We start from the raw sequence: 6,000 nt of genomic DNA, 5'->3' as shown, positions 1-6,000 counted from the left end.
GCGTAAGTCCCATTATTGTAGAGCAACTTAAGCCAATAATCAGAATCACCCATCAATTAACAAGTTAATATTGCATTCAAATACAACCTTTTTCCTCCTATCTCTCACATTGTCCCTAGCAGTAATAGAATAATACGATATCCTTGTAAAGCCTACCAAGAGCAGAAGGTAGAGGTTAAGTAGCAGATTTGACAGAATTGGATCACCAAAACTCTGTATCCAGAAGACATTAGTAGCATTTTAGAAGTTCGTAAAATTTTTATGGTTTCCCAAATTCGTTTTTTGATGTGCGCTCCTGACCATTATGATGTGGATTATGTGATTAATCCTTGGATGGAAGGGAATATTCATAAGTCCTCACGCGATCGCGCCGTAGAGCAATGGAATAAATTATACCATGTAATTAAAGATCATGCCATTGTTGATTTAGTGCCTCCCCAAAAAGGTTGGCCTGATATGGTATTCAGTGCCAATGCAGGTTTAGTCCTCGGTGAAAACGTCGTTCTTAGCCGTTTTTTACATAAAGAACGCCAAGGAGAAGAACCGTATTTTCAACAATGGTTTGAAAATAATGGATATAATGTATACACTCTTCCTAAAGACCTCCCCTTTGAAGGCGCTGGTGACGCACTCCTAGACCGGGAAGGGCGGTGGTTGTGGGCTGGATATGGTTTCCGGTCAGAATTAGATTCTCACCCCTACCTGGCTAAATGGCTGGACATTGAGGTGATTTCTCTGCGGTTGATGGATGAGCGTTTTTATCACCTGGATACCTGCTTTTGTCCTTTGGCAAATGGTTATTTGCTGTATTATCCTGGCGCGTTTGATTCCTACTCTAACCGCGTGATTGAAATGCGCGTCGCACCGGAAAAGCGAATTGCTATTGAAGAAGCTGATGCTGTTAACTTTGCTTGTAATGCGGTGAATGTTGATAGCATCGTGATTATGAACAAAACCAGTGAGAGTTTAAAATCACGGTTAGCGGAAGTTGGTTTCCAAGTTATTGAAACCCCGTTAACGGAATTTCTCAAAGCTGGTGGGGCGGCTAAATGCTTGACTTTGCGGGTGACAGAACCCATTGGCGAGGAAATTCGCGCTAACGCATCTGTAGAAAGTCGTGTCATTCGCATGGAAGGACACTTGCTAGACGCAGGTTTGATTAACCGCGCTTTAGATTTGATTGTGGAAATGGGGGGAAGTTTCCAAGTTCTCAAATTCAACTTGGGAGAACAACGTCAAAGTACATCTGCGGCTGAGGTGAGGGTATCTGCACCATCTCACGAAGTGATGGAAGAAATTATCTCTCAATTGATTGATTTGGGTGCAGTTGATTTACCCCAAGATGAACGCGATACTAGATTAGAACCTGTGATCCAAGCGGGTGTAGCTCCTGATGATTTCTATGTCAGCACGATTTATCCGACTGAAATTCGGGTAAATGGGGAATGGCTGAAGGTGCAAAATCAACGCATGGATGGAGCGATCGCTATTTCCACAACTGCTAATGGTATAGTAGCAAAATGCAAACTCCTCCGTGATTTAGAAATCGGCGATAAAGTTGTTGTGGATGTATTGGGTATCCGCACCGTCCGCAAAGCCGAATCACGCGAACAACGCAATTCTCAAGAATTCAGCTTCATGTCTTCCGGTGTTTCCAGCGAAAGACGGGTGGAATTAGTTGTGGAACAAGTAGCTTGGGAATTACGTAAAATTAAGGATAGCGGCGGTAAAGTAGTTGTCACGGCAGGTCCTGTGGTAATTCACACAGGTGGCGGTGAACATCTCTGTCGCTTGGTTCGGGAAGGCTATGTACAGGGTCTTTTAGGCGGAAATGCGATCGCTGTTCATGACATGGAACAAAACCTGCTGGGAACGTCCCTGGGTGTGGATATGAAGCGGGGTGTGGCTGTGCGGGGTGGACACAGACATCATTTAAAAGTAATTAATACTATCCGCCGTTTTGGTAGCATTGCTAAAGCTGTGGAAGCAGGAGTAGTGAAAAGTGGGGTGATGTATGAATGTGTGAAAAATAACATTCCCTTTTCCCTCGCTGGTTCAATTCGGGATGATGGTCCCTTACCCGATACCCAAATGAACTTGATTTTAGCACAACAGGAATATTCCCAAATCATCCAAGGTGCAGATATGATTTTGATGTTGTCTTCCATGCTGCATTCTATTGGGGTGGGAAATATGACTCCCGCAGGTGTGAAGATGGTTTGTGTGGATATCAACCCGGCTGTGGTGACAAAATTGAGCGATCGCGGTTCAATAGAATCTGTCGGTGTGGTGACAGATGTGGGTTTATTCCTCAGTCTGTTAACTCAGCAATTGGATAAGTTGACCAGTCCTTATGTTGCTAAGGTAGGTTAAGAAATATCTCACGCAGAGACGCAAAGACGCAAAGGGTTTTTCTGGGCGTTTTTGTGTCTTTGGTTTGGAAGTTTTTTTCACGCTTCAGGCGCAGAGTCGCAGAGAGTTATAATGTAAATCTACTCAATGATTTAGAAATTTTAATGAAAGTTTTAGTGGCTTTAGTAAAAAATTTATAATTATAAAGTAGGTTGGGTTGACGAAGGAAACCCAACACCACAAATCATTAGTTTTGATGATCTTGTTGATTTAACCAAGTTACTAAATCAGCAACTTCAGAAATATTAAACAACGCAGCGCCTAAATTTTCTAACTGTTCTACAGGTAAACCTTTGACTCTTTCAATTATTAAAGAATCAATTTCCCCAAATCGTTGACTAAGTAAAAACAAACAAAATTTAATTTCTCCTCTTTGTTCTCCCTTTTGTTCTCCTATTCTTTCGCCTTTTTGGAAAATATCCTGATAAATGACTGATTCTTGCATAATATCCTCACTTAACAATTGACGAATAAGGTCTTTCTCAAACCGCAAACCTGCTAAAATCTCTGTGTAAGCTGCAATATCCTGTTTAGTCTCTTTTTGACGATAGTATGATTTTAGAGGAATTTCAGTCAGAAATCAATCAAGCGAGAATGGGGTTAAAAGCAAATAATTTATGATTATTGTTTCCGATACAACCCCATTAAGCAGGAGAATCTTAAAAATTGTCAGAATCAGGATGTCCAGGATTTAAGGATTTTCAGGATGTTTGTTTGAGTTGTGTTTTTAGGGTTTAGAAATTTATGGACTTACGCACTGTACAAATTTACCATGATATGAATGAAGGAAATTGCGTCGTTTTCGGCTTTGGGAATAATTTATTGAGTAGAGTGTGGTTCGGCAAGCTCACCAACCACGTCAGATAGAGGGAATCTGTTTTTTTGTCAAAATATCGTGTCTGACGCACCCTACAAGGGATAAAATTTACCTCACATATTTGGGGAATCTTGTCAATGCGTAAATCCTAGATATAACCACCCCCACAACTGAGGAATGGGGCGAAATATGACAGTTGTTTTAGATCCCACATTCCGCACCCTAAACTGTCACACAACGAAAATTGGTCGTTTGGGGATTTCAGATAGCGATCGCTATCTGAAATTTTCACATTTTTGTATAAAAATCATCCTTTAAGGTATGAAAAAATCCGAAATTACCGATTGTGACACCAGGGGGTGCGGAAGATGGGTTAGATACTTGTGCCTTAATTTGGTGGAGTCTTGATCCAAATAAACATTTGTATATTAACCTAACAGTAGTGAAAAAATAATTATGGGAAAAACACCAATAATTGATTCTAATCAATCCTACACCTTTGCTGATTATTTCAAATTGAATTATGAACCAGATGAAATTATAGAATATTTTGGGTATAAATTTCAATTACAATCTCTTACCTTACCCACAACTCAACAAAACTTAGAAAGATTAACAGACCTAAAAAATCGTATTGAAGAAAGTTTACCCTATATTAGTTTAACCAGTGAAACCGCCAGGAGAGAATTTTTAATTGCTCCTGTAATTATGGAACTAATTCACTATACCCATGCTAAAGTTAGAGTAGAGTATGCGTTGAATATCAATAATCAATTAAAAGGAGTTGTTGATTATTATTATATTAAAGCTGACAATCAATTATTAGTTATTGAAGCTAAAAATGCCGATTTAGAAAGAGGAATTGTCCAATTAGCTGTAGAATTAATTGCCTTTGATAATTGGTCTATTATTGATCATCCTGTCCTCTATGGTGCAGTTTCTATTGGTAATATTTGGCAATTTGTAATTTTACATCGTGAATCAAAACAAATTACTCAAGATTTAAACCTTTATCGTGTACCCAATGATTTAGAAACTTTAATGAAAATTTTAGTAGCTTTAATGAAAAATTTGTAATTATCAAGTAGGTTGGGTTGCAAAACCCAACACCACAAATCATTAGTTTTGATGATCTTGTTGATTTAACCAAGTTACCAAATCAGCAACTTCAGAAATATTAAACAACGCAGCACCTAAATTTTCTAACTGTTCAACAGGTAAACCTTTGACTTTTTCAACTATTAAAGAGTCAATTTCTCCAAACCGTTGATTAAGTAAACGTAGACAAAATTTAACTTCTCCTCTTTGTTCTCCAATTCTTTCTCCCTTCTGCAAAATATCCTGATAAATGACTGACTCTTGCATAATATCCTCACTTAACAATTGACGAATAAGGTCTTTCTCAAACTGCACCCCCAATTTTTTTACAAATTAGGTTGGGTTGCAAAACCCAACACCACAAATTATTAGTTCTGATGATCTTGTTGATTTAACCAAGTTACCAAATCAGCAACTTCAGAAATATTAAACAACGCAGCACCTAAATTTTCTAACTGTTCAACAGGTAAACCTTTGACTTTTTCAACTATTAAAGAGTCAATTTCTCCAAACCGTTGATTAAGTAAAAATAAGCAAAATTTCAGTTCTCCTTTCAGTTCTCCTCTCAGTTCTCCTCTTTGTTCTCCAATTCTTTCTCCCTTCTGCAAAATATCCTGATAAATGACTGACTCTTGCATAATATCCTCACTTAACAATTGACGAATAAAGTCTTTCTCAAATCGCAAACCTGCTAAAATCTCTGTGTAAGCTGCAATATCCTGTTTAGTCTCCCTATCTGCAATTTTAGCAACATTATTGGCAATCTGGGATAATAAACCTTGGGGTGAATTTGTCTGTGTTAATGGTGCTAATGGCAATAATGCCAGATTATTGAGAAATAATTCTGGTTCTTGTTCCCACATTCTGATGACACGGTAACGGTGTCTGGTTGTTTCGTTAACATATTCTTCAGTGAAAACAATTGGATCATTTGTTTCTTGCAGGAAAATCACTACTTGGGTTACAGGAACTTGATATGTACGGATTAATCTCACCGAATAGTCTAACTCTCTAAAAGGAATTGGAGGTTTAGATTGTGGGTTGGTTTGAAATTCAATATGTAAAATCCGATTTTCTGTTTGTAAGAAGGTGACAAAATCAGCGCGAATTGGTTCTATACTCAATTCGGTTTTTAAGACTTTGATGGTTTTTGGTGCTTGGGGAAGCAAGCATTTAGCAAAATCAAAGGGATATTTTTCTGCTAGTAGTTTACAAACGTTGTCAAAACTCATGAGATTATAAAATTAAATTGTCAGAATCAGGATATCCAGGATTTTAGGATTTCCAGGATGTTTGTTTGAGTTGTGTTTTTAGGGTTTAGAAATTTATGATTAATGTTAATATATACGATTTTCAACATAAAATTTTCAAAATAAAAATTATAAATACTCAATTTATTTAAATAATTTAGGAATATGGACATTACAAAAATCATGAAAATCCTGTTCGCGCAGCATGGCGTTAGCCATTTCTGACAATATTTAATCAGTTTCACACAAAAATGTGAAGGAAAACCAGGAATTTATCAATAACATCCTGTAAATCCTAAAATCCTGGATATCCTGATTCTGACAATTAAAATCACATTTTTTTTCACGCAGAGGCGCAGAGAGTTATAATTATAATATAAACAACACCAACAAAGGAGATAATTAATTATGTTACAAACTGTG

5 protein-coding genes are annotated in these 6,000 nt (G+C 37.5%); 2 read left to right on the top strand and 3 right to left on the bottom strand.

Annotated features, from left to right (window positions below):
* Nucleotides 1-261: 261 nt before the first annotated feature.
* Entirely contained in the window at nucleotides 262-2,373 is a 2,112-nt protein-coding gene (gene argZ, locus CA730_RS08765) for a bifunctional arginine dihydrolase/ornithine cyclodeaminase (RefSeq protein ID WP_096666386.1), read from the top strand.
* A 226-nt stretch (nucleotides 2,374-2,599) separates the two neighbouring features.
* Here argZ and CA730_RS08760 read toward each other — a convergent pair whose 3' ends face one another.
* The gene (locus CA730_RS08760; RefSeq protein ID WP_330221290.1) at nucleotides 2,600-2,857 is read right to left on the bottom strand and encodes a DUF4351 domain-containing protein; all 258 of its coding nucleotides are present in this window, start codon (nucleotides 2,855-2,857) and stop codon (nucleotides 2,600-2,602) included.
* Between the two features lie 828 nt (nucleotides 2,858-3,685).
* Between CA730_RS08760 and CA730_RS08755 the strand changes: the two genes are divergently transcribed.
* Nucleotides 3,686-4,306: a hypothetical protein gene (locus CA730_RS08755; RefSeq protein ID WP_096666380.1), complete on the top strand. Its 621-nt coding sequence runs from the start codon at nucleotides 3,686-3,688 to the stop codon at nucleotides 4,304-4,306.
* 42 nt (nucleotides 4,307-4,348) lie between these two features.
* Here the strand turns inward: CA730_RS08755 and CA730_RS08750 are convergent, their stop codons facing one another.
* Nucleotides 4,349-4,594: a DUF4351 domain-containing protein gene (locus CA730_RS08750; protein WP_231940049.1), complete on the bottom strand. Its 246-nt coding sequence runs from the start codon at nucleotides 4,592-4,594 to the stop codon at nucleotides 4,349-4,351.
* Between the two features lie 101 nt (nucleotides 4,595-4,695).
* Complete coding sequence (locus CA730_RS08745) at nucleotides 4,696-5,559, bottom strand: DUF4351 domain-containing protein (RefSeq protein ID WP_096666375.1); 864 nt, start codon at nucleotides 5,557-5,559, stop codon at nucleotides 4,696-4,698.
* Nucleotides 5,560-6,000: the final 441 nt, after the last annotated feature.

This window comes from Dolichospermum compactum NIES-806 (genome assembly GCF_002368115.1).
GTDB classification, from domain to species: Bacteria; Cyanobacteriota; Cyanobacteriia; order Cyanobacteriales; family Nostocaceae; genus Dolichospermum; species Dolichospermum compactum.
The sequence above is the reverse complement of the archived record's forward strand: the minus strand, read 5'-3'. Positions and strand labels throughout refer to the sequence as shown.

Excerpts from the sequence above, each read along its gene's own strand:
- argZ (WP_096666386.1), top strand. The coding sequence starts at position 262 with ATGGTTTCCCAAATTCGTTTTTTGATGTGCGCTCCTGACCATTATGAT.
- CA730_RS08760 (WP_330221290.1), bottom strand. The coding sequence starts at position 2,857 with ATGCAAGAATCAGTCATTTATCAGGATATTTTCCAAAAAGGCGAAAGA.
- CA730_RS08755 (WP_096666380.1), top strand. The coding sequence starts at position 3,686 with ATGGGAAAAACACCAATAATTGATTCTAATCAATCCTACACCTTTGCT.
- CA730_RS08750 (WP_231940049.1), bottom strand. The coding sequence starts at position 4,594 with ATGCAAGAGTCAGTCATTTATCAGGATATTTTGCAGAAGGGAGAAAGA.
- CA730_RS08745 (WP_096666375.1), bottom strand. The coding sequence starts at position 5,559 with ATGAGTTTTGACAACGTTTGTAAACTACTAGCAGAAAAATATCCCTTT.